Genomic DNA, 26,585 nt, shown 5'->3' on the forward strand with positions numbered 1-26,585 from the left:
CCGGCGGCGCCCTAGCCCGGCTGCTGTTCGAGCAGCCGCAGTTCGTCTGTCGAGAACATCCGCGAGCGCGTGACGAAGCGCCGGCCCGTCGGCCCCTCCAGCGAGAACATGCCGCCCTTGCCCGGCACCGCGTCGACGATCAGCTGCATGTGCCGCCAGGCCGCGTACTGGTCCTCGTGCATGTGGAACGACACGCCGCCGATGGTGCCGAGGCAGATGTCGGCCTCGCCGAGGATCAGTTCGCCTTCGGCGAGACACATCGGCGCGCTGCCGTCGCAGCAGCCGCCCGATTGATGGAACATCAGCGCGCCGTGGCGGCGGCTCAGTTCGTCGATGAGCTGGCGCGCCTCGTCGGTGGCGATCACGCGCGGCGGCAATTCGGACATGGCAGGCTCCCGGTGAAAAGCGCGAGCGCGCGCGGCGGGCGCGGCGTCGTGCGCCCTCGATGCAGGCGTTGTCACTGCATCGCGACATCTTATGACAGGCCGCGCCAGTGCGGCCCGGCGGAACGGGTTAACCCTGCGCCACGCCCGCCTGGTGCCGCAGCCGCCACGCCTGCCGCGGCATGACCACATACAGCGTGCCGATCAGGTCGATCACCAGCACGAGCACCTGCATGAGCAGCATCAGGCCGGCGGACGCGACGTCGGTGTCCTGCGCCGTCGCGAATTTGAGCGCGCTCGACAGCAGGTTGGTGACGAGCGACACCGCGATGGTCCAGCCCCAGGTGGTCAGCCCGAGCATCACGGCCTGCCGGAACGAGAACGACGCCGGCACGGTGAGCCGGTGCGCGGCGAAACCGCGGCGCGTCATGTAGCCGACGATCGGCACGCAGAGCACGCTCACCAGCACCACCAGCATGCCGCCGTAGAAGATCATCCCGTACATCGACGACGCCGCCGCCGACACGAAGTTCGACGCGCCGTGCCGGCCCGCGAACCAGGCGCCCGCCACCAGCGCCACGGCGGCCAGCCAGACCGGCAGCGTGGCGAGGAAGGTGCGCCAGAAGCAGGACCACCAGAGCGCCGTGCGGCGGCCGAAGGACAGCTCGGGAATCATCGTGAACATCGGGGCGCCTCGCTTGGCGGGTGGGTCGAGTCGAACGGCCGGATGCGGCGGGCGGGACGCGCGGCGCACGCCGCGGGCCGCGGGCCGCGGGGAGAAACGCTCGCGCCCGGCGACGGCGCCCGTCCCGCGCGCGAGCGGCGCGGGACGGCAACAACGGTACGGCAAGACGCGAGACGGCAAGACGCGGGACGGCAAGGCAACGACACGTCGCGAAACGGCGATCGAAACGCCGCGAAGCGACGTAACGAAAACACCGCGCAACGACGCGGGCCGCCGCGCCGCCGCCCTCGCGGCCGGCTTTACTCGCCGTCCTTGTCCTGACGGATCTGCGGCAGCGCCGACGCCTCGCCCGGCGTCAGCAGCCCGACCTGCGAGTACACGCGCAGCTTGTCGCGCGTATCGGTGATGTCGAGGTTGCGCATCGTCAGCTGGCCGATCCGGTCGCGCGGCGAGAAGGTGGACGCGACCTTCTCCATCGACAGGCGCTCCGGTGCGTAGGTCAGGTTCGGCGACTTGGTGCTGAGGATCGAATAGTCGTTGCCGCGGCGCAGCTCGATCTTCACCTCGCCCGTGATCGCGCGCGCGACCCAGCGCTGCGCCGTCTCGCGCAGCATGATCGCCTGCGGATCGAACCAGCGGCCTTGGTACAGCAGGCGGCCGAGGCGGCGGCCGCTCTCGCGGTACTGCTCGATGGTGTCCTCGTTGTGGATGCCGGTGACGAGCCGCTCGTAGGCGATGTAGAGCAGCGCGAGGCCCGGGGCCTCGTAGATGCCGCGGCTCTTGGCCTCGATGATGCGGTTCTCGATCTGGTCGCTCATGCCGAGGCCGTGGCGCCCGCCGATCCGGTTCGCTTCCAGCAGCAGCTCGACCTGGTCGCTGAACTCGACGCCGTTCAGCGCCACCGGGCGGCCTTCCTCGAAGCGCACCGTCACCTCTTCGGCGGCGATCTTCACGTCATCGCGCCAGAACGCCACGCCCATGATCGGGTTGACGATCTTGATGCCGCTCTCGAGGCTTTCGAGATCCTTGGCCTCGTGCGTGGCGCCGAGCAGGTTCGAATCGGTCGAGTAGGCCTTCTCGGCCGACATCTTGTAACCGAAGCCCGCCTTGTTCATGAATTCGGACATTTCCGCGCGGCCGCCCAGTTCGTCGATGAACTGCTGGTCGAGCCACGGCTTGTAGATCTTCAGGTCCGGATTGACGAGCAGGCCGTAACGATAGAAGCGCTCGATGTCGTTGCCCTTGTAGGTGCTGCCGTCGCCCCAGATGTTGACGCCGTCTTCCTTCATCGCCGCCACCAGCATCGTGCCGGTCACGGCACGGCCAATCGGGGTCGTATTGAAATAGGTGACGCCGGCCGTCGAGATGTGGAACGCGCCCGATTGCAGCGCGGCGATGCCTTCGGCGACGAGCTGCGCGCGGCAGTCGATCAGGCGCGCGTTCTCGGCGCCGTATTCGCGCGCGCGCTGCGGGATCGAGTCGTAGTCGGTTTCGTCGGGCTGGCCGAGGTTGGCCGTGTAGGCATACGGCACGGCGCCCTTGATCCGCATCCAGTGCAGCGCGGCGCTCGTGTCGAGCCCGCCGGAGAACGCGATGCCGACCTTCTGGCCGGTCGGAAGACTTTCAAGAATCGTGGTCATGGCGATAAACCGTTTGATTTCGTGGTCGGAAGGATATGCACGCAACCCGTAAGTATCGGCGGTGCCCGATTGCGAGGCAAGGATTGTGAGGCAAGTTTTGTCGCCACCCGGGCCGGAAACGGCCACCGGCGGGGCCGGCGCTCCTTAAACAAAGTTTCATCCGCCGATATCGTAGTTTCAGAATTGGCGCCAGGACGCGGTCCGATAATCGACGCATCGTGACCTCGACAGGAGCCGCAGATGACACGCCCGATGAGTATCGAAATGATCAACGAATACGGAAAGAGCGCCGTGATGATCTCGATCGAGCGCGCGTCGGTGCTGCTCGACCCGACCGACGTCGACGCGGTGATCCAGTACCTGAGCCTGCTGCGCGCCTCGATGCAGCCGCCGGTGCCCGAAACGCCGTCGCGCTCCGAGCAGTACGTGGTGGAAATGGACCCGTGCTGGTACACCGAGCAGCATGCGCTGTACGGCGGCGCGGTGCTGTTCCTGCGCCACACCGGGCTCGGCTGGAGCGGCTTCGCGCTGCCGCCGCGCAGCCTCGAACGGCTGCACGAGTCGCTCGGCCGCCATCTCGAAGACCTGCGCGAGTCGAGCGGGCTGCCGAACTGAAAGCGCGGGCCGCGCCCGAATCCGACCCAAGCGTCATGTCGATGGCGCCGTGGCGTGATTTGCCGCGGCCGATCATGAACGCCTCGCCATCGTTGTCCACACACTCATGAACCAGCTCCAGGCCATGCGCGTCTTCACGCGCGTCGTCGATCTCGAAAGCTTCAACCTCGCGGCCCGGCAGCTCGGCATGTCGGCCGCCGCCGTCACGCGCAGCGTGGGCATGCTCGAGGCGCACCTGAACATGCGCCTGCTGAACCGCACCACGCGCAGCCTGTCGCTGACCGAGGCGGGCCGCGAGTATCTCGACGGCTGCCGCGTGATCATCGAGAAGCTCGACGAGATCGAATCGAACCTCGTGCGCGCCACCCGCGACCCGCGCGGCACGCTGCGCATCGCCGCGTCGATGAGCTTCGCCGCGGCGGGCCTCGGCGAACTGCTGGCGGCCTACCGCGCCCAGCATCCGCGCGTGGGCTTCGACGTGACCACCTTCGACACGCACGTCGACATGGTCGAGGGCGGCTACGACGTCTGCTTCTCCGACGACCGCCGGCTCGCCAGCGCCACGCTGGTGTCGCGGCCGCTCACCACGGTGCGCGAGATCGTGGTGGCCTCGCCCGGCTATCTGGCGCACCACGGCACGCCGGCCGGGCCCGCCGCGCTCAACGAGCACAGCCTGCTGACCGTCTCGGACGGCGCCGCACGCAGCTGGGAATTCGCCGACGGCGACGAGCTGTGCCGCATCTACACCGGCCAGGCGCTCGCCTCCAGCGGCAGCGCGATGGTGCGCCTGGCCGCGCTCGCCCACATGGGCGTCGCGCTGCTGCGGAGCCGCTGGTGGCCGGCGATCTGGCACGCGGCGAGCTGGTCGCGCTGCTCGACGGCTACGCGGCCAACGGCGGCCCGCGCAGCGTCTCGATCCTCTACCCGGGGCGCAACTATCTCTCCATGAAGGTGCGCAGCTTCATCGATTTCGCGGTGGGCCGCTATCGCGGCGCCGATCGCGCCGCGCCGCTGCGCGCCGTCGCCTGATCCGCGACCCATGTCGAAGATCCTGACGATCGAGGACGACGTCCTGATCGCCGACAGCATCGTGCGCCAGCTCCACGCCGAGGGCCATACGGTGGACATCGCGCGCACCGGCCGCGACGGCATCGCCAAGGTGATGGCGGGCGACTACGACGCGGTCACGCTCGACCGCATGCTGCCCGACCTCGACGGGCTCGCGATCCTGGCGACGATGCGCGGCGTCGGGCTCGAGACGCCGGTGCTGGTGATGAGCGCGATGTCGGAGGTGGACCAGCGCATCGCGGGCCTGCGCGCCGGCGGCGACGATTATCTCGTCAAGCCGTTCTCGCTCGACGAGATGGTGGCGCGGCTCGAGGTGCTGATGCGGCGCCGCCCGCGCAACGCGCATGCCGACACGGTGCTGCGCGCCAACGGCATCGAGCTCGATCTCGTCAAGCGCTGCGCCTCGCTCGGCGCGCGCGAGCTGGAACTGCTGCCCACCGAGTTCCGCGTGCTCGAATTCATGATGCGCCACGCCGGACGCGTGCTCACGCGCACCATGATCTTCGAGGGCGTGTGGGGCTGCCGGTTCGATCCCGGCACCAACCTGATCGACGTCCACGTCGGCCGCCTGCGCCGCAAGATCAACCGCGCCGGCGAGACGCCGCTGATCCGCACCATCCGCGGCGCGGGCTACATGCTCGGCTGACGCGCGCGGCGTGATTTGCCGCCCGATTCACTACTCGATTCGTTGCACGCAAATCGTTGCTCGCGCATCGATTCCGGCGCGATCGCGGTGCGCCACGTCAGCCCCGCCATCCCCGCATGAAACCGCGATGTCGCGCGCCGGCCGCCGCCATGAAACTTCTTTCATGTTTTTAGCGACCGGCTGTTAGGGCGCGCTCCCCAGAATGCTGTCGTCGGCGCGGATCCGTGTTTTCCCGCATGGCCCGCGCCCGCGCCATCCACCGAACGATGCTTTCTACGGAGCCGCATCCCCATGCTGAAAATCGTCCGGCTCGCCCTTGTCCGGCCCTACACGTTCATCGTGCTGGCGCTCGTGATCTTGCTGGCAGGCCCGCTCGCGGCATTACGCACGCCCACCGACATCTTCCCGGACATCCGCATTCCGGTGATCAGCGTCGTCTGGAATTATTCCGGCCTGCAGCCGGACGACATGTCCGGGCGCATCGTCACCTATTACGAACGCACGCTCGGCACCACCGTCAACGATATTCAGCACATCGAATCGCAGTCGTTCCGCAGCTTCGGCATCGTCAAGATCTTCTTCCAGCCCACCGTCGACATCCGCACCGCCACGGCGCAGGTCACCTCGATCTCGCAGACCGTGCTCAAGCAGATGCCGCCCGGCACCACGCCGCCGCAGATCCTCAACTACAACGCCTCGACCGTGCCGGTGCTGCAGATCGCGCTGACCAGCAACACGCTCGACGAGCAGAAGCTCGAGGACGACGCCGAGAACTTCATCCGCCCGCAGCTGCTGTCGGTGCCGGGCGTGGCGATCCCCACGCCGTATGGCGGCAAGGCGCGCGAGGTGCAGATCGACCTGGACCCGCAGGCGCTGCAGTCGAAGGGCCTCTCGGCGCAGGACGTGGCGCACGCGCTCGCGCAGCAGAACCAGATCATCCCGGCCGGCACGCAGAAGATCGGCCGCTTCGAATACAACATCAAGCTCAACAACAGCCCGCTCGCGCTCGATGCGCTGAACGACCTGCCGATCAAGTCGGCGGGCGGCACCACCATCACGATCCGCGACGTCGCGCACGTGCGCGACGGCTTCCCGCCGCAGTCGAACATCGTGCGCGTGGACGGCCATCGCGCGGTGCTGATGAGCATCCTGAAGAACGGCTCGGCCTCCACGCTCGACATCATCGCCGGCGTGAAGGCCAAGCTGCCGCTGATCGAACAGACCCTGCCGCCGGGCCTGAAGCTCGTGACCATGGGCGACCAGTCCACCTTCGTGAAGGGCGCCGTGAGCGGCGTGGCGCGCGAGGGCATCATCGCGGCCGCGCTCACTTCGCTGATGATCCTGCTGTTCCTCGGCAGCTGGCGCTCGACGCTGATCATCGCCGCCTCGATCCCGCTCGCCGTGCTGTCGGCCATCGCGCTGCTGGCCGCCACCGGCGAGACGCTGAACGTGATGACGCTGGGCGGCCTCGCGCTGGCGGTCGGGATCCTGGTGGACGACGCCACCGTGACCATCGAGAACGTCAACTGGCACCTGGAGCAGGGCAAGGACACGCGCGACGCGATCCTCGACGGCGCGAAGCAGATCGTGATGCCGGCGCTGGTCGCGCTGATGTGCATCTGCATCGTGTTCGTGCCGATGCTGATGCTCGACGGCATCTCGCGCTTCCTGTTCGTGCCGATGGCCAAGGCGGTGATCTTCGCGATGGTGTCGTCGTTCGTGCTGTCGCGCACCTTCGTGCCGATGCTCGCGCAGTACCTGCTGAAGCCGCACGCCTCGGGCGGCCATGCCTCGGGCGAGATGGCCGCGATCATGGACCCGCACGGCAGCCACCACCACGCGCCGCCCTCGCACAACCCGCTGGTGCGCTTCCAGCGCGGCTTCGAGCAGCGCTTCGAACGCGTGCGCGCGTCGTACCGGATCCTGCTCGGGCTCGCGCTCACGCGCCGCAAGCCGTTCGTGACCGGCTTCCTCTGCGTGGTGGCCGCCTCGTTCCTGCTCGCGCCGTGGCTAGGCCGCAACTTCTTCCCGGCCATCGACTCGGGCGAGATCTCGCTGCACGTGCGCGCGCCGGTGGGCACCCGCGTCGAGGAGACCGCCGCCGAATTCGACCGCATCGAGAACGCGATCCGCGGCGTGATCCCGCCCGCGCAGCTGGGCGAGGTGATCGACAACATCGGCCTGCCCAAGAGCGGCATCAACCTGACCTACAACAACAGCGGCACGATCGGGCCGCAGGACGGCGACATCCTGATCTCGCTGAAAGCCGGCCACGCGCCCACCGCCGGCTACGTGCGCAAGCTGCGCGAGCTGCTGCCGCGCGCGTTCCCCGGCACCCGCTTCGCGTTCCTGCCGGCCGACATCGTCAGCCAGATCCTGAACTTCGGCGCGCCCGCGCCCGTCGACCTGCAGGTGGCCGGCCCCAACCAGGCCGCCAACCTGCGCTACGCGCGCGAGCTGTACCGCAAGCTGCGGCTGATCCCAGGCGTGGCCGACGCGCGCATCCAGCAGGCCACCACCTATCCGCAGTTCACGGTGGCCGTCGATCGCACGCGCGCCGACCAGCTCGGCATCACCGAACAGGACGTGACGAACTCGGTGGTGGCGAGCCTGGCCGGCACCAGCCAGGTCGATCCGACCTACTGGCTCAACCCGCGCAACGGCGTGTCCTACCCGATCGTCGCGCAGACCCCGCAGTACCGGATGACCACGCTCTCGGCGCTGCAGAACCTGCCCGTGACCGGCGCGAACGGCCAGTCGCAGTTGCTCGGCGGCATCGCCACGCTGACCCGCGGCACCGGCGACGCGGTGGTCTCGCACTACAACATCGAGCCGCTGTTCGACATCTACGCCACCCCCCAGGGCCGCGACCTCGGCGCGGTGGCGGGCGACATCGACCGGATCGTCAAGGACACCGCGCACGACCTGCCGAAGGGCTCCACCGTCACGCTGCGCGGCCAGGTGCAGACCATGAACGGCGCGTTCGCCGGGCTGCTGCTCGGCCTCGTCGGCGCGATCGCGCTGATCTACCTGCTGATCGTGGTGAACTTCCACTCGTGGGCCGACGCGTTCGTGATCGTCTCGGCGCTGCCCGCCGCGCTGGCCGGCATCGTCTGGATGCTGTTCACCACCCACACGCCGCTGTCGGTGCCGGCGCTGACGGGCGCGATCCTCTGCATGGGGGTGGCCACCGCGAACTCGATCCTGGTGGTCAGCTTCGCGCGCGAGCGGCTCGCCGCCACCGGCAACGCGCTCGCCGCGGCGCTGGAGGCCGGCTTCACGCGCTTCCGCCCGGTGCTGATGACCGCGCTCGCGATGATCATCGGCATGGCGCCGATGGCGCTCGGCCTCGGCGACGGCGGCGAGCAGAACGCGCCGCTCGGCCGCGCCGTGATCGGCGGGCTCGCCTGCGCCACGCTCGCGACGCTGTTCTTCGTTCCCGTCGTGTTCAGCCTCGTGCATCGGCGCGATGCTTCCCGCGCCTCCTCCCCTTCCGCGTCCGGAGCCAACCATGTCCACTGAGATCGAAATCAAGTCGCCGAAACGGCTGCCCAACCTCAAGCTCGTCGCCGCCGTGGCCGCGCTGATCGCCGTCGGCATCGTCGCCACCGGCATCATCGACCGGGTCCACGCGAAGCAGGAAATGGCGAGCTGGTCCGCCGCCCAGGCGGTGCCCACCGTGGTCGCCTACACGCCCTCGCACGGCGGTGCCGGCGCCACGCTGGTGCTGCCGGGCCACCTGTCGGCGTTCGAGAACGCGCCGATCCACGCGCAGGTGTCGGGCTACCTGCACGCGTGGTACGCCGACATCGGCGCGCACGTGAAGGCCGGCCAGCTGCTCGGCCTGATCGACACGCCCGAGCTCGACGCGCAGCTGCAGCAGGCGCGCGCCGATCTGCAAAGCTCGCTCGCCAGCGAGAAGCTGGCCGCCTCCACCGCCGCGCGCTGGACCCGCATGCTGCAGCAGGATTCGGTCTCGCAGCAGGAGACCGACGAGAAGACCAGCGACCTCGCCGCCAAGCAGGCGATGGTGGCCGCGAACCAGGCCAACGTGCGGCGCCTGGAGGCGCTCGAGGCGTTCAAGCGGATCGTCGCGCCGTTCGACGGCGTGGTCACCGCGCGCCAGACCGACATCGGCCAGCTGATCCCGGCGGGCCAGGGCGCCGGTCCCGAGCTGTTCGCGGTGTCCGACATCCACCAGCTGCGCGTCTACGTGAGCGTGCCGCAGAACGAGGCCGGCTCGATCCGGCCCGGCATGAGCGCGACGCTGACCGTGCCGGGGCATCCGGGCGAGACCTTCACGGCGAAGCTGGTGGACACCGACGATTCGATCGCCAACAGCACCGGCACGCTGCTGGTGCAACTGATGGTGGACAACCGCGACGGCAGGCTGATCCCCGGCGAATACACCGAGGTCCACTTCACGCTGCCCGACGACGCGCGCCTGATGACGATCCCGGCCAGCTCGCTGATCTTCCGCCGCGACGGCCTGCAGGTGGCGGTGGTCGGCCACGACAATCGCGCCGAGTTGCGGCACGTCACGATCGCCACCGATCTCGGCACGCGGGTGCGCATCGCCACCGGGCTCGGCCCCGACGACCGCGTGATCGACAACCCGCCCGACTCGCTCGCCTCGGGCGACCCGGTGCGGCTCGCGGCGCCGGCCGCCGCGCTCGCGTCGGCCACGCCGGCGGCCTCGAAGACGGAGCAGTCGCATGGGTAAGCGCCGGCTCTGCGCGATGCTCGCGAGCGTCGCGTTCCTTTCCGCGTGCTCGTTCGCGCCCGCCTATCACGCGCCCGCCATCGTGCTGCCCGCCGCGTTCAAGGAGGCGGGCGGCTGGCAGACCGCGCGGCCCGCCGACCGCATCGCGCGCGAGAGCGGATGGCAGGCGTTCCGCGACCCCGTGCTCGACCGCCTGGAGGCGCAGGTGGCACGCGCCAACCCCGACGTCGCCGCCGCCGTGGCGCGCCACGACGAGGCCGACGCGCTGTTCGATCAGGCGCGCGCCGGGCTGTTCCCGACGCTCGGGCTCGACACGCAGGTCTCCAGCAACCGCGCCTCGGCCACCCGGCCGCTGCGCGGCGCGACCCAGCCCGACGTCTACGGCGCCAACACGCTCGAAGCGGGCTTCGACTACGACCTCGACCTGTGGGGCAAGGTCCGCAACGAGGTGGCGGCCGGCCGCGCGGACGCCGAGGCCAGCGCCGACGATTTGGCCTCGGTGCGGCTGAGCCTGCAGGCCAGCCTCGCGAGCGCCTACTTCGACCTGCGCGGGCTCGACCGGCAGCAGCGCATGCTGGCCGACACGATCGACACCTACGGGCGCGCGCTGAAGCTGACGCTGAGCCGTCATGCCGGCGGCATCGCCTCGGACCTCGACGTCTCGCGCGCGCAGACCCAGCTCGACGCGGCGCGCGCCTCGGCCGAGGACGTGCGGGCGCGCCGCGCGCTCTACGAGCACGCGGTGGCGACGCTCACCGGCGTGCCGGCCTCGTCGTTCACGCTGCCGGCGAGCCTCGACGCCGCGCACCTGCCGTCGATCCCGGCCGGGATCCCGGCCACGCTGCTGCAGCGGCGCCCCGACGTGGCCGCCGCCGAGCGGCGCGTGGCCGCCGCGAACGCGCGGATCGGCGTGGCGCGCGCCGCGTTCTTCCCCGACATCACGCTCGGGCTGGTGGGCGGCTATCAGAGTTCGGGGCTCGGCCACTGGCTCAGCGCGCCGAACGAGATCTGGTCGGTCGGGCCGAGCCTGATGCTGACGCTGTTCGACGGCGGCCGCCGCCAGGCGATCACCGACCAGGCGCACGCCAGACTCGCCGAGAACGGCGCGCAGTATCGCTCGGTGGTGCTGCGCGCCTGCCAGCAGGTGGAGGACGACCTCGCGCTCACGCACCACCTCGGCGACGAGGCCGCGCGCGAGCAGGAAGCGCTCGACGCGGCCGAACGCACGCTGCGGCTGTCCACCTCGCGCTACCGCGACGGCGTGGTCAGCTATCTCGACGTGGTGACGGCGCAGACCACCGAACTCGACACGAAGATCGCGATGATCGAACTCGACACGCGGCGCCAGCTGGCGGCGGTCGGTTTGATCGCGGCGCTGGGCGGCGGCTGGAACGCGGCCGGCGATGGCCACGATGGCGCGGCGCCGGCCGCACCGGCTTCGGCCGTGGCGGCACCGCTGCGTGCGGCCGATCCAACGGGTCCGGGCAGCGCGCCCGACCAGGCGACCTGAGCAACGCGTTTCACTTGACCGTATCTCCGGCGGCATGAAGGTGCATGTCGCTTTTCACGGCCCCCGCTGCCCCGGCGGGCGCCGTTTTTTTTCGTCGTGCGGAACGTGGCGCGCGCCGAAGGCCGGCCCGCTCAGGCGACGGCCGTCGCCGCCGGTTCGAGATAGCGGCCGATGTCGACCTCGTCGATCTGCTCGGGCGACATGAAGCGGCGCGCGTAGTCGAGGTAGACGCCCGAGCGCAGGAACAGCGCGAACAGCCCGGCGTCGATGTGCTGCGTCTGCCGCATCGCGGCCATGATCGAGATCGCCTCGGACAGCGTCTTGCCGCGCTTGTAGGGGCGGTCGCCCGCCGTCAGCGCCTCGAAGATGTCGGCGATCGCCATCATCCGCGCGAGCGGGCTCATCTCCTCGCCGCGCAGCCCTTTCGGGTAGCCGGTGCCGTCCATCTTCTCGTGGTGGCCGCCGGCGATCTCGGGGACGTTGCGCATGTGGCGCGGAAACGGCAGCTGCGAGAGCATCATGATGGTCTGCAGGATGTGCTCGTTGATCTTGAAGCGTTCCTCGTCGGAGAGCGTGCCGCGCGCGACCGACAGGTTGTGCAGCTCGCCGCGATTGAACAGCAGCTCCGGCACCGGCATCCGGAAGCCCCAGCGGTTGTCGGCCATGCCGAACGGCGCGGCCGTCTCGCGCTCGATGCGGTGCTCGGCCTTGTCGGCGAGCAGCCGCTCGCGCACCGGCAGCGGCGCGCGCGGCGCGCGCGCCTGGCGCTTGCGCTCGTCCTCCGACACGCCGAGCCGGTCGTCGAGCGTGCGCCGCCAAGTGCGCGCGCCGATCCGGCCGAGCCGCTCGAAGCGGGCCGGGTCCATCGATTCGCCGCCCTCGTTGCAGGCGGCCACGAACGCGAATTCCTCGTCCAGCTCGCGCAGCAGCGCGTCGCGCGTCGCCTCGGCCTCGTCGCGCGCCATGCCGGCCGCGATCGCCTTCAGGCAGCGGATCTCGGCCTCGCACTTGAGCACCTCGAAGCGCATCCGCACCTCGTGGATGCGGTCGTAGAGCGTCTCCAGCTTGGTGGCCTTGTCGATCACGTATTCGGGCGTGGTGATCTTGCCGCAATCGTGCAGCCAGGCCGCCACATGCAGCGCTTCCCACTGCTGCGCGTTCAGGTCGAAGTCGCGCCACGGGCCGTCGCCGGCGCTGCATGCGGCGCGCGCGAGCATCTTGGTCAGCTCGGGCACGCGGTTGCAGTGGCCGCCCGTGTGCGGGCTCTTCGCGTCGATCGCCTTGGCGATCAGCTGGATGAACGATTCGAACAGCGCGCGCTGCATCTTGATCAGCTCGCGCGTCTCGATCGCGCTGACGAACAGGCCGGTCAGCTCGGCGATGAACGACAGCTGCATCTGCTCGAGCGGCGCCGAATGCAGCAGCACGAACGCGCCGATCAGCACGCCCTCGCGGTTCACGAGCGGCACCACGGCCGCGTCGCCGGTGCCGAGCCGGAAGCGCGAGAAGCCGGCCTGCACGATGTCGGAGTTCGACAGCCGCCCGGCGCGGGCGCGGTTCTCGGCCAGCGCGGCGCGGATCAGGGCCGGCGCCGTGGCCACCTCCAGCGGCCGCAGCACCTCGTCCACCGCGGCGCGCCGCGTGTCGCGCGCGGCCGCCGGCTGCAGCAGCGTGCCGTCCTCGTTGGCCAGGTACAGCACGCCCGCGTCGGCGTGCGCCTCCGCCAGCATCTCGGTCAGCAGCAGCTGCACCAGCCGGTCGAAGTCGGGCTCGGCCGCCACCGCCTGGATCGTGTCGAGGAAGCGCCGGATGGTGCGCTTCATCTCCTCCATGCGCAGCCCGAGCCGGTCGATCTCGCTGATGTGCGAGTTCAGCATCTCGCTGCCGGGCGCCAGCTCGAAGCGGCGCATGGTGGCCGCCTGCGCGGCCAGCTGCGTGAGCGGCCGCGCGATCACGCCGGCGAACAGCCAGGTGAGCGGAATCGACAGCACGATGATCGCGAGCGTGACGAACCCCTCGATCATCAGCCGGTGGTCCGCGCTCTGCATCAGGTCCTCGCGGCGGATCGCGGAGCTCAGGTAGAGCGGCTCGATGTCGTCGACGTCGAGCCGGTTGATCGTCAGGTGCCAGCGCTCGCCCTGCGCGTCGACCACGGTGGCCGAGCGCCATGCGGCGCCGTCCGTCTCGCGGCTGGCGTCGCGCACGCCGGCCGCCATCCGCGCCAGGATCGGCACCTGGCGCATCTCGTCCATGCCGGCCAGCCGGTACAGCTCCTCGGTCGCCTTCTGCACCGGATCGAAGCGCAGCGTCGAGGCCACCAGCTGCCCGTCCGCGCTGATCAGCGCGAACGCGAGGCCCGGCGGGCCGTCCTGCGGCGCGAGCATGTGCTGCAGCGTGTCGAGGTTGACGTCGCAGCCCACCACGGCGCCGCCGTCGGGCGCGGCCATTGCGAGCGTGGTGCCGATCTCGCGCACCGAGGAAAACACGTAGGGCGCGGTGCGGATCAGCCGCTTCTGGCGCAGCGCCTGCCGGTACCAGTCGCGCGTGCGCGGATCGTAGATGGCCGGATAGTCGGGCCGCGCGACGTCCTTGATGACGCGCAGCGCGTCGTCGAAATAGATGAAGCGCCCGACCGGCGGCGACACCGAGCGCTCGATGATCTGCAGCGCGAAGCGCGCGTCGGCAGGCGCCTTCAGGCCGTCGCGCTGGAACTCGCTGCGGATCGCGCGCAGCATGAAGAAGTCGCCGTTCTCGTAGCCGACGTAGATGTCCTCCATGCCCGGCGAGGCGACCAGGATCGCATGCAGCACCCCGAGCACCGCCGAGCGCTGCGCAAACGTATGCGCATCGACGATCCGGCCATAAACCAATGTTTTCACCGCAACCGACGCCGGCGTAAACATCTTCTGTATTTCATTCGCGGTCTCACGACTCATTTCACGCACGTGATTCGCTGAGTTGTCCTCAAGAATCGTGCGTGAATGTTCGTAGTCGACCGCGCTGATCAGGCCGCCGATCAACAACACGATCACGGCGATCAACACCGAGACGTGCAGCCGAAACGGCAGATGCCAGCGTCTGGCCATCTGCATCCCCGAGCGCATTGCTGCCGAATTAGGTCCCCCACTGGGTGTGTCCCAGTCCAATGCCCGGCCAATATACATGGGTCAGTATTGACGTACAACCGCGCGCGCATGACAACCGCGATGATCGGGAAATGCCCTTTCCGGCATCGCGGGAAACGTGCGTCATTCGAATAAAAATCCCTTTCGCGGAAGTCCGCGCGGCACACCGCTTTCCGGCCGGAAAGCAGCGCGCGGCGGGCGCATGGCGGGCACCGGCCTGTCGCAAAACCGACATATGCGGCGGCGCCCTCCTTTCCGTCCCATGCCGCGCGCCATAAAAAAACCCCGTGACGATAATCGTCACGGGGCCGAAGATCACCGCTTGAACCGCCGCACCGTGAATACCGCTCACGGCCCGATGGTGGCGGGAACCGCACTACCGGCGATTCCGGTCGCTCACCGGTCTCGCCGCCACCTAGAGACGACTCCCGTCATCGGCGGATCGGCAAACGCGCCGTCGCCTACGCGCCCTCGCCAACGCGCCGTCGATGACGGGAAGGGTCTCGCGGCGAGGATCCGGGAATTCCCGGATCCTCGCGCCCGGCCGGGGCCGGTCAGAACTTGTGACGGATGCCCGCCGCGACGATCGCCTGGCGATCGTTGCTCGAGGCCGCGAAGTTGAAGATCCCCGCGTTGCCGAGCACCGAGACGCCGTCGGCGCCGCTCACGCGCTGGTAGGTGCCTTCCAGGTACAGGTCGGTACGGCGCGACAGCGCGTAGTCGGCCTGCAGCATGAACTGGTTCCACTTCGGCGCGATACTGCGGCCCGCCGTGTCGAAGCGGCCCTGCGTGAACGTGTACGAACCGCCCAGCGAGAGCGCCGAGGTCAGGAAGTAGCGCGCGTTCAGTTCGTAGTTGCTGAAGGTCAGCAGCTGGCCGTTCACGGTGCCGTAGGCGCCGCCCTGCGAGAGCTCGCGCGGATCGTTCAGGATCGTGCGCGTGTAGACGAAGCCCAGGCTCGCGTTGCTGAACGCGTAGTGCGCGCCGGCGCCGAAGGTGCGCCAGCGGCCGCCCACCAGCATCGCGTCGGTGTCCGAGCTGCTCAGCGCGCCGCCGGTGTTGGCCGGCGTGTTCACGCCGCCGGGCTGGTTCGACTGCAGGTAGGCCACCGCGAGGTCGACCGGGCCGTTCACGTACTGCGCGCCGACGCTGTAGGCGTTGTTGTTCGACGCGCCGCCGGCGAGGTTGCTGAACGCGTAGGCGCCGCCGAACGTGAAGCCGCCATAGTTCGCACTACGGAACTTCACCGAATTGTTCATCCGTGTGTCGTTCGCGAGGTTGTCGTTGTCGAACGGATGGTCGGCGATGTTGCCGCCGAAGCCCGAGCCGGTGGCCGACAGCGGCGCGACGAAGTCCACCAGGAAATCGTACTGGCGGCCGAGCGTGACGGTGCCCCATTGGCGGCTCGCGAGGCCCACCCAGGCCTGGCGGCCGAATTCGTCGCCGCCGTTGCCGAGCTTGCCGTTGCCCACGTTGAAGCCGTTCTCGAGGTCGAACACGGCAGCCAGGCCGCCGCCGAGATCCTCGTTGCCGCGCAGGCCCCAGCGCGAGGTGCTGACGTTGCCGCTCTGCACGCCGTAGGCGGCGCCGGAGCCGGCCGACGATTTCTGGTTGCTGATGTAGTCCAGGCCCGCATCGATCGTGCCGTACAGCGTCACGCTGCTTTGCGCGTGGGCGGCGCTCGAGAGCGCGCATGCGAGCGCCGGGATTGCCAGATATTTCTTCATGATGGTTTCGCTAGAGTGGGTCGGTCTTCTCGCATCGCCCGCTGCGTGTGGGACAGCCGGATCGTCCGCGACGCGATGGCCCACAATTTAGGCAGCGGCCGTGACAGCGCGGTTATGAAAATGCCCTGAAAAATGAAACCTTTTTCATTCGCGCGATATGCGTGATTCATGCCGGCGAAACCGGCCCCGGCGCGGCGGGTAAATTTCTTTTCACGTTGCGTATGCCGATCCGCCATCGGCCCGCCTCTATGCTTGTCCTTAACCTGTCACGCAAGCCTCGAAGCGCGTGCGGTAGGTAAAACCAGTCAACCATGATGAGGACTACGAAGATGAAGATCATCAAGCTTGCCGCCGCCGCGATGCTGGCGGCGATGACCCTGCCGGCGCTCGCGCAGGCGGCCGTGCCGGGTACGCAGCCGATGGCCGCCGCGACCGCGACGAGCGCGACGAGCGCGACGAACGCGCAGCCGGGCCGATGGGTGGCGCCCTACGGCCGGCCGGTCCACGAGAAGACTCGCGCCGAGGTCTACCAGGAACTGGTGCAGGCCGAGCAGGACGGCCAGCTCAAGTACCTGAACTCGACGCTCTATGCGCACTGACGCGCGCCGCGCCATTTCCACGATCACGCCCTCCCGCCGCCCATGAAGCTTCGCCCCCTGCTCTCCCGCACCGCCCGCCTCGCGCTCGTCGCGCTCGCGGCCGGCACCCTGCTGTCCGGCTGCGCGGCCGCCCGGCCGAACGGCCCCGGCGACTGCGTCGGGCCGCCCGACTTCTGCGTGCCGTTCTTCGGCTCGTAACGACTCAAGCACGCCCGCGGGCACGCGCAGACACGCGTAAACGCAAGACGGGCGCGCCGCCGATCGGCCGCACGCCCGTCGCCCCCTTCGTCGATTCCTTCGTCGTTCTCCCGCCCCGCCGCTCCGCGCGCCCGCCGCGCTCACTTCCCCGCCAGCGTCACCTGATAGCCGTAGCGGCTCACCGTGTCGATCCGCAAGTCGGGCAGGTGCCGCGCGAGCTTGCGGCGCAGCCGCGACACCACCAGGTTGACGCTCGACGGATCGACGTCCTCCTTGTCCTGCCACACGTAGCGGATCAGCTGGTCGCGCGGCACCGGCGCGTTCGGGCTGCGCATCAGGCATTCGAGCAGCAGGAACTCGCGGCGCGTCACGGCCAGCCGCAGCTTGCCGTCCTTCAGCTCGCGCGAGAGCGCCTCCAGGCTCGACGGCGCGGCGAGCGGCCCCTCCGGCTCGCGCCCGGCGCCGAGCCGCTGCAGCGCCTGCAGGCGCTCGTGCAGCTCGATGAACGAATACGGCGCGCCGAAGCAGGCATCGGCGCCGGCGCGCAGCGCGCGGATCCGCTCGCTCGCCTGCGCCTGGCCGAGCAGCACGACCAGCGCCGCGCCGCCGCCGTCGGCCACGAAACGCGGCAGCGCGGCCACCAGCGCCGCGTCGCTGCCCGGTTCGAGCGCGGTCGCGACGATCGCGTCGAAGGTCTCCTGCGAGGCGAGAAACAGCCCGTCGCGCAGGTCGTCGGCGCGCTGCAGGCTGTGGCCGCTCTCCTGCAGCGCCTTGTGCAGCCACGACGCCTCGGGATGGCGCGAGGTCACGAGCAGGATCCGCATGCTCAGCGGCCCTCCCCGCGGCGTGCGTTCGCGCGGGCCGCCGCGCTCATACCAGCGTCCTCGGCCAGCATTCGATCGTCACGCGCGTGCCGGGCGCGGCGCTGCCGATGCGCAGCGTGAAATCGTGAACGTTCAGCACCGTCGAGACGATGCTCAGGCCCAAGCCCGAGCCGGCCAGGTGGACCGTGCGGCGGCTGCGGTAGCGGTGCTGCAGCACGGCCTCGCGTTCGTCGGGCGCGATGCCGGGGCCGTCGTCGATCACCTCGATGCACGGCCCCTGCAGGCGCTGCCACACTTCGAGCCGCACGCTGCCGCCCGCCGGCGAATACTTGATCGCGTTGTCGAGCAGGTTGGTCAGCGCCTCGAACAACAGCGCGCGATCGCCATGCACGGCGCCCACCTTCTCGGTGCGCACCTCGAAGCGGATCTCGCGGCTCTCGGCGAGCGGCTCGAACAGGTCGCCCACGTCGGTCACGAGCGCTTCGAGATCGACCTCGGCGAAACCGCCGCGCCGCTGCAGCGAGCCGATCTCGGCGATCCGCAGCATCGCGCGGAAGCGCCCGAGCAGCGCGTCGGTCTCGTTGCGCGCGCGCGAGACGAGGCTCGCGAGCGCCGCGTCGTCATAGGTGCCGGCACGCTCGGCCGCGTGCGCGAGCAGCGTGTGAACGTGCGCGAGCGGCGTGCGCAGGTCGTGGGCGATGCCGTCGCAGACGCCCTTGACCTCGTGCATCAGCCGCTCGACCTCGGCCAGCATGTGGTTGACCAGATGCGAGAGCATGTCGATCTCGTCGCGCCCGCCCACCGGCAGGCGCTGGGCCAGGTCGCCGCGCGCGATGCGCTGCGTGACCTGGCGGATCGCCTTGATGCGCCGCATCTGCCGCACGCTCAGCACGAGCCCGCCGCCGAGCCCCGCGCCGAAGCAGAGCACGCCGCCCACCACCAGCACGTTGATGATCGCCTCGCGAATCCGCAGGATGTGCGTGAGGTCGCGCGCGAGCACCAGCCGGTCGCCGTTGGGGCGCACCTCGGCCATCGCGCGCACCACCGGCGCGACCTCGTCGCCGGCGATCTTCAGCGTGTGCGAGAGGGTCTGGCCGTTGCGGTCGGTGGCGAGGCCGGCCGGGAATTCGAGCACGTCGCCGGCCACGTGCCGGCCGTCCGGCGCGAACAGGCCGTAGTAGTTGGTGTGCATGCGCTCGTGTTCGAGGCGCCGGTGGATCGCGCCGGCCAGGTCGGTGTCGGCCATCGAGTCGAAGTAGATCATCTGCCAGTCGATCACCACGTCGGTCTCGCTCTTCATGTCGTGCGTGATCTGCGTGGCGATCACGCCGAGCAGCAGCATCACCGACAGCGAGAACATCACCGCGTAGACGACGAACAGCCGGAACGTACTCGAATACCAGCGCGGCCCGCGCGACCCGGTGGCCGCGCGGCTTGCAAGTTCAGTCACGATCGGCCGCTCACGAAAGGATGTAGCCGGCGCCACGCACGGTGCGGATCATCGGCGGCGCGTCGGGCGGATCGATCTTCCTGCGCAGGCGCCCCATGTGGACGTCGATCAGGTTGGTGCCGGGATCGAAGTGATAGCCCCACACCGCCTCGAACAGCATGGTGCGCGTGATGGTCTGGCCGGCGTTGCGCATCATGTATTCGAGCACGCGGTATTCGGTGGGCAGCAGCGCGACCTCCACGCCGTCGCGCGTGGCCTTGCGCGCGATCAGGTCGAGCGCGAGCGGGCCGACCGCGAGCGTGGTTTCCGACTGCGCGGGCGAAGCCTGGCTGCGCCGCAGCAGCACTTCGAGGCGCGCGGTCATTTCCTCGGGATCGAACGGCTTGGTCAGGTAGTCGTCGCCGCCGGCGCGCAGCCCGCGCACGCGTTCGTCCACGTCGCCGAGCGCGCTCAGCATCAGCACCGGCGTGCGCACGCCGATGCTGCGCATGGTGGTGACGATGGTCAGGCCGTCCACGCCCGGCAGCATGCGATCGAGCGTGATCACGTCGTATTCGTCGCTGAGCGCGCGCGCCATGCCGTCCCGGCCGTTGGCCACCCATTCCACGGCGAAGCCGCGATCTTTCAGTTCTCCGACGATTTCATTCGCGGTGATTTCATCGTCTTCGATGGTGAGGACTCGGAACATTGTCGTCCCGCCGGCCGCGAGCGGATGCGGCACCGGCGATGCGGGTTGGGAAGAGGGGAATGTTGCCATATCGGCCCGGGCGGTGAGCGGCCGTCCCGCGAGCGGACAGCCATCCGCGGAGGCTACACGCGCGCGCGTGGCGAACGCGTATCGGATTCATTAAACATTGTTCATCCGAAACGTGCGGCACCCCGCCGCGCCCGATTCGACAGGGGTGCGCGCGATCCGCGCGTTGCCGCGGCGCGCCGGCGAAGACGCGCGTCAGGTCGGCCGATCGGCTGCGGCGGCCTCGTGGGCGGCCCGTTTCAGTGCGACGCTGCGTCGCATCTCGACGGCCGCGCGCCGGCGTGCGTCGTCGATCGCCCGATATTGGCGCTCGATCCGCGTGTGATCGAGCACCACGTCGGCGACCGGCCCGCCGCTGCCCTGCACCTTCGCGCCGGCCAGCGTGGTGACCAGCAGCGCGACGGCGGCCAGTGCCGTCGATCCGATCGTGCGCCGCTTCACGTTCGCCTCCTCACGCCCGTCTCCTCCGTGTCGTGGTCCGCCGCGGGGCGCGCCGTGCGCCGCGTCCCGTCATGAGCAGCACGATACGCGAGACCACCTGAACGAACGCTGGCGGCGAAGTGAAGGAAATTTCAGCACGGCGCGGCGGCGAAGCGGCAGCGGCCGGCGGCGATGAAGGAAGTTTCATGTGCGCTCCACCGTTTCGACAAGCGCGCTCCACTAGCCTGCGTTCCGTGATCCGGGCGCCGCTCGCGTGCCGGATCGAACCACGACGCCGGCACGCGGCCGGCCCAACCCGGACCAAGGAGCGACCCATGAAATCCGCCAAGACCCTGAAGCAAGCCCTGCTGTGCGCCGGCCTGATGGCCGTCGGCCTCGCCGCGCACGCGGCCCCGCTGACGCCGCGGCAGTGCGGCGACTATCCGTTCGTGCGGACCTCGGCGCCCGTCACGCACCGGCAGATCGTCAACGAACTCGCGGAACTCGAATCGGTCGGCTATCAGCCCTCGGCCGGCGACGACAGTTCCTACCCCGACGACTACGACGCCGCCGAGCAGAAGCTGATGCAGAAGTACCAGCGCGACTGCGTGGCCCGGCACACGGCCGCGGCCGACACCGGCGCGCCGGCGGGCTCGCGCGTGCAGTGACGGCGGGCGGTGCCGCGCCGCCGCCGCGCGCCAACGAAAACGGGCCGCGATAATCGCGACCCGTCGCGGCCCGTCGTGATCGGCCCGACGTGGCGTCGAGCCTTGGCCCTGCGCTTCAGGCCGGGTCCGGCGCCTTCGTGCGCAGCGTGACGAACTCCTCGGCCGCGCTCGGGTGGATGCCGATCGTCTCGTCGAACTGCGCCTTGGTCGCGCCCATCCGCACCGCGATCGCGATGCCCTGGATCGTCTCCGCCGCGTCCGGTCCGATCATGTGTGCGCCCACCACGCGCTGCGAGTCGCGCACCACCACCAGCTTCATGAAGATCTTCTCGTCGCGCCCGGTCAGCGTGTGCTTGAGCGAGCGGAACGAGGTCTTGTAGATGTCCACCGCGCCGTGTTGCGCGCGCGCCTCGTGCTCGGCCAGGCCCACCGTGGCGAGTTCGGGCTGGCTGAACACGGCCGACGGGATCGCGCGGTGGTCGGCCTCGGTGCGGCGCCCGCCGAACAGGCTCGCGGCCAGCAGCGTGCCGTCGCGCGTCGCCACCGGCGTGAGCTGCGGGCGCGAGGTGACGTCGCCGATCGCGTGGATCGACGGCACGTTGGTGGCCGAATACGCGTCCACGCGAATCGCGCCGCCCGCCTCGCGCTCGACGCCGGCGTTCTCGAGGCCGAGCCCGTCGGTGTTCGGATGGCGGCCGGTGGCGTAGAGCACGGCGTCGTAGGGGCCGTGCGGCGTGCCGTCGACGTCGAGCGTGAGCGCGCCGTCCGCGCCGCGCTCGATCGCGCGCACGTTGGCGTGGGTGTGGATCGCCACGCCGTGCTTGACCATCTCCTCGTGCAGCACGCGGCGCAGGTCGTCGTCGAAGTGGCGCAGGATCTCGTCGCCGCGATAGAACAGGTCCACCTGCGAGCCGAGCCCGTTGAAGATGCCGGCGAACTCGACCGCGATGTAGCCGCCGCCCACCACCGCCACGCGCTTCGGCAGCTCGGGCAGATCGAGCGCCTCGCGCGAGGTGATCGCGTGCTCGATGCCGGGAATCTCCGGCAGCGTCGGCCACGAACCGGTGGCCACGCCGATGTGCTTCGCGCGAATGCGCCGGCCGTCGATCTCGACCGTGTGCGCGTCGACGATCGTCGCGCGGCCCTCGTGCAGCGTCACGCCGGCGTCGGTCAGAAGCTTCACGTAGATGCCCGAGAGCCGGCCGATCTCGCGGTCCTTCGCGGCGATCAGCGTCGGCCACGAGAACTCGCCGGGGCCGAAGGTCCAGCCGAAGCCGGCCGCGTCCTCGACCTCGCCCGGATAGTGCGACGCATAGACCAGCAGCTTCTTCGGAATGCAGCCGCGCAGCACGCAGGTGCCGCCGATCCGCTCCACCTCGGCGATGCCGACGCGCGCGCCGAGCGAGGCCGAAATCCGCGCGAGCCGCACGCCGCCCGAGCCCGCGCCGATCACGAAAAGGTCATAGTCGTATTCCATCGCCACGCTCCGCCAGATTGTCGATGACGAACCATATCAAGTTTTGATGATGCGCGTGATGCGCGACGTCGGGCGGGCGGCCGGGTTCGGAGATCGATCGCATGGCCGGGTTCGTGGCCGGTTCCATGACCGGTTCCATGACCGTAAACGGCCACCGCCCCGGCCGGCGTGGCGAACCACGCGGGACCGGGGCGGTGCGGGCGTCGCGCCGGCCGGCAAGCGGCCTGGCGCGACGCGAAGCGGAACCAACGGGCACCGGGCCGAGCCCGGCGCGCGATCAGAAGATCGTGCGCAGGCCGACCGAGATGCCGGTCTGGTTGTTGCGGCCCGGCAGTTCGACCTCGGCGGCGCCGTTGGCCTTGTTGAAGTCGACCGTGCCGTAGATCTCGGTGCGCTTGGACAGCGCGTATTCGGCCAGCCCGACGATCGCGTAGCGGTTGCCCGAGCCGAGCACGCCGCTCGAGATCGTCGCGTTGCGCGAGTGGTCGTAGTAGAACGCGCCCGTCAGCGTGACGGTCGGGCTCGCCTGCCAGCTCACGCCGGCGTAGGGGCCGTCGTCGATCCGGCCGGTGCCCTTCAGCGAGCCGATGCCCGGCACGATCGCCTGCTGGGCCAGCGTCGAATCGACGAAACCGGTGTCGTCCTTCGAGCGCAGGTAGCCGGCGTAGAGCTTGACCGTGCTGAACGCGTAGACCGCGCCGGCATGGAACACCGTCTGCTTGCGGTTCGAGTTGTCGCTGTTCTGCTGCATGCCGCCCTCGACGTTCAGCGGACCGAACGCGTAGGCGACCGTGAAGCCGTACATGTTGCCCGCGCCGACGTGGCCCGGCACCTGGCCGGAGAAGCCGTTCGCGCCGGTCGAGGTCGAATCGGTGCCGAACGAGTACATCGCGCCGATCGACAGGCCGCCGAACTTGCCGTTGTACTTGACCGCGTTGTCGGCGTAGAGGCCCGCGCCGAGCGCCACCGGCAGCCACGCGTTCTCGAAGTAGTTGCCGACCGTGAGCGGATCGAAGGTGTCGGCCAGCAGATCGAACAGCAGCGTCTTCTGGCGACCCAGCGTGAGGGTGCCGTACTGGCTCGACAGGCCCACGTAGGCCGCGCGGTTGAACAGCCGCGAGCCGCCCGCCATCGAGCCGTCCTGCAGGTTCACGCCGCTTTCGAGGTTGAAGATCGCCTTCAGCCCGCCGCCGAGATCCTCGACGCCCTTCAACGCGAAACGGCTGTTGGTGATCGCGCCGTTGGTCATGTAGAGACGGTTGTCGTTGTTCGCGTTCGAGTTCGTCAGGTAGCGCAGGCTGACGTCGGCGACGCCCCACAACGTCACCGAGCTCTGTGCGTGCGCCTGGCTGCCGGCGAACGCGAGCATCATGCCCCCTACCACTCCCGCGATTCTGGTCTGCTTCATGAGCGATCCCTTTTCTTTTCGTTGACGATGTCTTTATGCCCGGCCGCGACAGCGTCCGGATGCGCGTCGCACGCTTCTGGCACGGACGGCGTGGGCGCATCATAAGGTCGCATCTGTAAGGAACCAAAAACAATCGCGCCGAAGCGCGCGAGATTGTCGCCAACACGCAACGATAGGGAGTGGTGCGGATTGCGGTGGGCGCGCGGTGCCGTTTTGCTGCGGCGCGGCGCGTGGGTGGAAGGCACATGCGCGGCGCGTGCGTGGTGGAGGCGCGCCGCGCCGCGCGGCCGCGTAGAGTGGCAGCCCCGGCTCGATGCGATGCTCCCGGCGCAGCGTGAAGCCGGCGAAGTCGAGATAGCATTCCCTGGCCTTCGCTTCGGAGAAGATCCGCAGGGCCGGAATCGGCGCATGCAGGGTCATGATCGCCTCGGGGTGAGGAACGCAGGCGGCGCGGATCTGGATCGCGCGAAGCAGCGTTCGCAGCAGCGCGCCCGCGCCACCGGATGCTACGTCAAACGGCCCGCCCCAAAACGGCCCGCCCCGCCCACCGCCCCGCGCCGCGCTACAGCCACGCGCCGGCGAGCCCCACCAGCGCGCCGCCGGCCAGCAGCCAGAGCGGATGCAGCCGCGTGCGCCAGGCCAGCGCCGCGCAGGCGGCGGTGATGCCCCACTGCAGCGCCGAGCCATTCGACGCCTGCGAGATCAGCAGCGCGCTCGCGGCCACCAGGCCTGCCGTGACGGGCATCATGCCCTGCTGCACGTAGCGGCGCCACGGCCGGTCGCGAAAGCGCTCCCAGCCGTGCAGCACGATCATCGTGATCGCCGAGGACGGCCCGAACTTCGCCAGCGACGCCACCAGCAGCCCGGCCCAGCCGGCCACGTGCCAGCCCACCAGCGAGACGATCATCATGTTCGGCCCCGGCGCGGCCTGCGCGAGCGCGAACAGCGCCGTGAACTCGGTGGCCGGCATCCAGTGGTGGACCTCCACCACCTGCCGCTGCATCTCGGGCAGGATCGTGTTGCCGCCGCCGAACGCGAGCAGCGACAGCTGCGAGAAGATCGCGGCGAGCGCGACGAGCGTGTCGTTCATCGCCGGCCTCCGGCAGGCAGCATGCGCCCGCGCGAGGCGAGCCAGATGCTGATCGGCGTGAGCACCAGCATGGTGGTGAGGAGCGGCAGCCGCACCAGCGCGATCGCGACGAACGCGAGCAGCGCCACCACGGCCGCGGCCGGCACCTGCCGCAGCGGCCGCGCGACCTTCACGGCCATCGCGATCAGGAGGCCCGCGGCGGCCGCGGCGAGCCCGCCGAACAGGTGCTGCACGCGCGGGTCGCCCTGCGTCTTCGCGTAGATCACGCCGAGCCCGACCACCACCAGCGTGGGCCCCGCGATCAGCCCGAGCAGCCCGGCCAGCGCGCCCGGCACGCCGCGAAAGCGCATTCCCACCGCCACCGACAGGTTGATCACGTTGCCGCCCGGCAGGAACTGGCAGAGGCCGAGCAGATCGGTGAACTCGTCGGGCGTGAGCCAGCGGCGCTCCTCCACCACGGCGCGGCGCACGAACGGCAGCGCGCCGCCGAACGACACGAGCCCGAGCCCGAGAAAGCCGAGAAACAGCTCGCCGATGCCGACCGCGCGGCGCGCCTCGCCGTTCGTGAGGGGGGATGACATGGGAATCCTTGGTGGGGGGTGCGATGCGCCGAGACTACGCCGGTTCCGGGCGTCGGCAAAACGATTTCTCGGCGTGCACCTTGTGATCTAAACTCACAAGCATGACCCGCCTCCTGCCCCCGTTTCCGGCGCTGCGCGCCTTCGAAGCCGCCGCTCGCCACGAAAGCTTCAGCGCCGCCGGCGACGAGCTGCATGTGACCCACGGTGCGATCAGCCGGCAGGTGGCCGCGCTCGAGGCCTGGCTCGGCCGGCCGGTGTTCCATCGCCACGGCAAGCGCGTGCGGCTGACCGAGGACGGACGGCGCTACCTGGCCTCGGTGTCCGACGCGTTCGAGCGGATTGCCGCCGCCACCGCGCGCATGCGCGACACGGCGCCCGAGCAGGTGCTGCGCATCAACGCGCTGTCGACGATCGCGATGAAGTGGCTGCTGCCGAGGCTGTCGCGGTTCCAGCGCGACATGCCCAACGTCGAGCTGAAGCTGTCCACCTCGAGCGCGCCGCTCGACCAGCTCGACGGCCAGTTCGACGTGGCGATCCGCAGCGGCCCGGGCCACTGGCCGAACCGCGCCACCGGCCACTTCCTCGACGAGACGCTGCTGCCGGTCTGCAGCCCGGCGCTGCTCAAGCGCATGCCGATCGCGCAGGCCGACGACCTGTCGCGCCACGTGCTGCTGCACTCCGACACGCGGCCCACCGCCTGGGGCGACTGGTTCGCGGCGGCCGGCACGCCGCTGCGCGCGCGCAGGAAGCAGTCGTTCGATCATTTCTATCTGGCGCTGCAGGCGGCCGTGGACGGGCTCGGCGTGGCGCTCGGCCCGCTGCCGCTGATAGACGACGAACTGGCGGGCGGCCGGCTCGTGCTGCCGCTCGACGGCCCGCGCATCGCCGCGCGCAGCTACTGGTGGATCGCCGCGCGCGAGGCCTCGCCGCTCGTCGTGCAGTTCTGCGCGTGGCTCGACGCGCAGGCGCGGCGCGACTGAGCGGTGATCAAAGG

The 26,585-nt window shown here is 69.9% G+C and carries 24 protein-coding genes and 2 pseudogenes; 10 read left to right on the plus strand and 16 right to left on the minus strand.

The genetic code is table 11. The features are described 5' to 3' along the window. Window positions 1-11: 11 nt before the first annotated feature. The 3 genes from BpN12_RS32355 to argG all read right to left on the minus strand — a co-directional run bounded on the left by BpN12_RS32355 (window position 12) and on the right by argG (window position 2,708). Complete coding sequence (locus BpN12_RS32355) at window positions 12-386, minus strand: DUF779 domain-containing protein (RefSeq protein ID WP_246796160.1); 375 nt, start codon at window positions 384-386, stop codon at window positions 12-14. Window positions 387-513: 127 nt separating this feature from the next. Further along, complete coding sequence (locus tag BpN12_RS32360; protein WP_246796161.1) at window positions 514-1,068, minus strand: hypothetical protein; 555 nt, start codon at window positions 1,066-1,068, stop codon at window positions 514-516. Between the two features lie 299 nt (window positions 1,069-1,367). Further along, a complete protein-coding gene (gene argG, locus BpN12_RS32365) occupies window positions 1,368-2,708 on the minus strand; it encodes an argininosuccinate synthase (protein ID WP_246796162.1) in 1,341 nt (446 codons plus the stop codon). 240 nt (window positions 2,709-2,948) lie between these two features. Between argG and BpN12_RS32370 the strand changes: the two genes are divergently transcribed. The 6 genes and pseudogenes from BpN12_RS32370 to BpN12_RS32395 all read left to right on the plus strand — a co-directional run bounded on the left by BpN12_RS32370 (window position 2,949) and on the right by BpN12_RS32395 (window position 11,270). Next, window positions 2,949-3,323: a hypothetical protein gene (locus tag BpN12_RS32370; RefSeq protein WP_246796163.1), complete on the plus strand. Its 375-nt coding sequence runs from the start codon at window positions 2,949-2,951 to the stop codon at window positions 3,321-3,323. Between the two features lie 106 nt (window positions 3,324-3,429). Continuing rightward, window positions 3,430-4,352, plus strand: a pseudogene (locus BpN12_RS32375) (LysR family transcriptional regulator). A 10-nt stretch (window positions 4,353-4,362) separates the two neighbouring features. After that, a complete protein-coding gene (locus BpN12_RS32380; RefSeq protein WP_246796165.1) occupies window positions 4,363-5,037 on the plus strand; it encodes a response regulator transcription factor in 675 nt (224 codons plus the stop codon). Between the two features lie 291 nt (window positions 5,038-5,328). Beyond that, entirely contained in the window at window positions 5,329-8,559 is a 3,231-nt protein-coding gene (locus BpN12_RS32385) for an efflux RND transporter permease subunit (protein ID WP_246796166.1), read from the plus strand. Then, on the plus strand, window positions 8,549-9,760 hold the full coding sequence (locus BpN12_RS32390) for an efflux RND transporter periplasmic adaptor subunit (protein ID WP_246796167.1): 1,212 nt from the start codon (window positions 8,549-8,551) through the stop codon (window positions 9,758-9,760). The genes BpN12_RS32385 and BpN12_RS32390 overlap by 11 nt, the downstream gene beginning before the upstream one ends. After that, window positions 9,753-11,270 (plus strand): efflux transporter outer membrane subunit, encoded by a 1,518-nt coding sequence (locus BpN12_RS32395; RefSeq protein ID WP_246796168.1) that lies wholly within the window; start codon window positions 9,753-9,755, stop codon window positions 11,268-11,270. Before BpN12_RS32390 ends, BpN12_RS32395 begins: the two co-directional genes overlap by 8 nt. A 131-nt stretch (window positions 11,271-11,401) precedes the next feature. Here BpN12_RS32395 and BpN12_RS32400 read toward each other — a convergent pair whose 3' ends face one another. Together BpN12_RS32400 and BpN12_RS32405 are read right to left on the minus strand one after the other, a co-directional pair. Continuing rightward, a complete protein-coding gene (locus BpN12_RS32400; RefSeq protein WP_246796169.1) occupies window positions 11,402-14,356 on the minus strand; it encodes an HD domain-containing phosphohydrolase in 2,955 nt (984 codons plus the stop codon). Between the two features lie 593 nt (window positions 14,357-14,949). Next, complete coding sequence (locus BpN12_RS32405) at window positions 14,950-16,122, minus strand: porin (protein WP_246796170.1); 1,173 nt, start codon at window positions 16,120-16,122, stop codon at window positions 14,950-14,952. A 329-nt stretch (window positions 16,123-16,451) separates the two neighbouring features. On the opposite strand from BpN12_RS32405, the gene BpN12_RS32410 reads away from it, so the two are divergent. Together BpN12_RS32410 and BpN12_RS32415 are read left to right on the plus strand one after the other, a co-directional pair. After that, complete coding sequence (locus BpN12_RS32410; protein ID WP_246796171.1) at window positions 16,452-16,721, plus strand: DUF4148 domain-containing protein; 270 nt, start codon at window positions 16,452-16,454, stop codon at window positions 16,719-16,721. Between the two features lie 42 nt (window positions 16,722-16,763). Then, entirely contained in the window at window positions 16,764-16,919 is a 156-nt protein-coding gene (locus BpN12_RS32415) for a hypothetical protein (protein ID WP_015877209.1), read from the plus strand. A gap of 140 nt (window positions 16,920-17,059) precedes the next feature. Here BpN12_RS32415 and BpN12_RS32420 read toward each other — a convergent pair whose 3' ends face one another. The 4 genes from BpN12_RS32420 to BpN12_RS32435 all read right to left on the minus strand — a co-directional run bounded on the left by BpN12_RS32420 (window position 17,060) and on the right by BpN12_RS32435 (window position 20,388). Next, entirely contained in the window at window positions 17,060-17,743 is a 684-nt protein-coding gene (locus tag BpN12_RS32420) for a response regulator transcription factor (protein ID WP_246796172.1), read from the minus strand. 46 nt (window positions 17,744-17,789) lie between these two features. Further along, a complete protein-coding gene (locus tag BpN12_RS32425; RefSeq protein ID WP_246798062.1) occupies window positions 17,790-19,103 on the minus strand; it encodes a sensor histidine kinase in 1,314 nt (437 codons plus the stop codon). A 100-nt stretch (window positions 19,104-19,203) separates the two neighbouring features. Then, window positions 19,204-19,881 (minus strand): response regulator transcription factor, encoded by a 678-nt coding sequence (locus tag BpN12_RS32430; protein WP_042626782.1) that lies wholly within the window; start codon window positions 19,879-19,881, stop codon window positions 19,204-19,206. A gap of 261 nt (window positions 19,882-20,142) precedes the next feature. Further along, window positions 20,143-20,388, minus strand: coding sequence for a hypothetical protein (locus BpN12_RS32435; protein WP_246796173.1), 246 nt, complete (start codon window positions 20,386-20,388; stop codon window positions 20,143-20,145). A 314-nt stretch (window positions 20,389-20,702) separates the two neighbouring features. On the opposite strand from BpN12_RS32435, the gene BpN12_RS32440 reads away from it, so the two are divergent. Then, on the plus strand, window positions 20,703-21,035 hold the full coding sequence (locus BpN12_RS32440) for a DUF4148 domain-containing protein (protein ID WP_246796174.1): 333 nt from the start codon (window positions 20,703-20,705) through the stop codon (window positions 21,033-21,035). Window positions 21,036-21,150: 115 nt separating this feature from the next. On the opposite strand, the gene gor is transcribed toward BpN12_RS32440, so the two are convergent. The 7 genes and pseudogenes from gor to BpN12_RS32475 form a co-directional block, all read right to left on the minus strand. Further along, entirely contained in the window at window positions 21,151-22,512 is a 1,362-nt protein-coding gene (gor, locus tag BpN12_RS32445) for a glutathione-disulfide reductase (RefSeq protein ID WP_246796175.1), read from the minus strand. Then, window positions 22,496-22,639: a hypothetical protein gene (locus tag BpN12_RS32450; protein WP_246796176.1), complete on the minus strand. Its 144-nt coding sequence runs from the start codon at window positions 22,637-22,639 to the stop codon at window positions 22,496-22,498. Before BpN12_RS32450 ends, gor begins: the two co-directional genes overlap by 17 nt. Before the next feature lie 150 nt (window positions 22,640-22,789). Then, window positions 22,790-23,920, minus strand: coding sequence for a porin (locus BpN12_RS32455; protein WP_246796177.1), 1,131 nt, complete (start codon window positions 23,918-23,920; stop codon window positions 22,790-22,792). Then, entirely contained in the window at window positions 23,917-24,165 is a 249-nt protein-coding gene (locus BpN12_RS32460) for a hypothetical protein (RefSeq protein ID WP_246798071.1), read from the minus strand. Before BpN12_RS32460 ends, BpN12_RS32455 begins: the two co-directional genes overlap by 4 nt. A 91-nt stretch (window positions 24,166-24,256) precedes the next feature. After that, window positions 24,257-24,340, minus strand: a pseudogene (locus BpN12_RS33495) (VOC family protein); the annotation flags it as partial. Window positions 24,341-24,482: 142 nt separating this feature from the next. Beyond that, window positions 24,483-25,010, minus strand: coding sequence for a chromate transporter (locus BpN12_RS32470; protein ID WP_246796178.1), 528 nt, complete (start codon window positions 25,008-25,010; stop codon window positions 24,483-24,485). After that, a complete protein-coding gene (locus BpN12_RS32475; protein WP_246796179.1) occupies window positions 25,007-25,591 on the minus strand; it encodes a chromate transporter in 585 nt (194 codons plus the stop codon). The genes BpN12_RS32470 and BpN12_RS32475 overlap by 4 nt, the downstream gene beginning before the upstream one ends. 101 nt (window positions 25,592-25,692) lie before the next feature. On the opposite strand from BpN12_RS32475, the gene BpN12_RS32480 reads away from it, so the two are divergent. Further along, window positions 25,693-26,571: a transcriptional regulator GcvA gene (locus BpN12_RS32480; RefSeq protein WP_246796180.1), complete on the plus strand. Its 879-nt coding sequence runs from the start codon at window positions 25,693-25,695 to the stop codon at window positions 26,569-26,571. The last annotated feature ends 14 nt before the right edge of the window (window positions 26,572-26,585 follow it).

The sequence above is a fragment of the Burkholderia perseverans genome (genome assembly GCF_022870505.1).
Classification (GTDB): domain Bacteria; phylum Pseudomonadota; class Gammaproteobacteria; order Burkholderiales; family Burkholderiaceae; genus Burkholderia; species Burkholderia plantarii.